Raw genomic sequence first — 665 nt, 5'->3', positions numbered from 1 at the left:
TGCTCAACTTGCAACTCACCACCGTTGATTGTGGTGTAACCCGCTGTGTAGATATCACGTCCGTATTTCTCTTTCGAGTAATCAGTCAGTGTCAGTAGTGGATCTTCCATGCCGTACGCATTGAGATCCCCCATCAGCAACACATCGCCTTTCACGTCTTTCAACGCTTCTCCCACTGCGTGCGCAGCGGAAACACGGAAGTTGTTACAGTTGCCTTGCAGATCCGCAGGCTCAGAGTCTTCTACGCCGGCGATCCACTCTTCAATACATTCAGAACCTTTCGATTTGAAGTGGTTAACGACGATAGAAAGATCTTCACCGCTCTCTTGTACCGTGAAGGTTTGCAGCAAGCTGTGGCGTTGGTATTTGTCGTACGCAGGGTTGCTCTCAGCACCATCTTTACGAGTAATGGTGTTTTCGGCAATGTGCTGCTCTGGCGTGAAGATCACTTTCGCCGCTTCTTTTGGCGTGACCACTTTCGCGCGGTACAAGAGAGCAACCATGATCGCATCACTTCCGAAGTACTCTTCTTGGTACTTGTCTTTATCTGCGATTTCAACGTAAGTGTAATGATCGTCTGCGTCATCGATTTCTGCATTCAATGCATCCACCAAGTTTTGCACAGCACTGCCATCACCGCAGCCGTTATTTTCCACTTCCATCAA

The 665-nt window shown here is 48.7% G+C and carries 1 pseudogene; it reads right to left on the bottom strand.

What is annotated here, in order from left to right:
* Positions 1–665, bottom strand: a pseudogene (locus R7O13_RS27625) (nuclease); the annotation flags it as partial.

Source organism: Vibrio sp. Y176, assembly GCF_033438945.1.
Note: the sequence above shows the minus strand (reverse complement) of the source record. Positions and strands in the feature narration are given on the sequence as shown.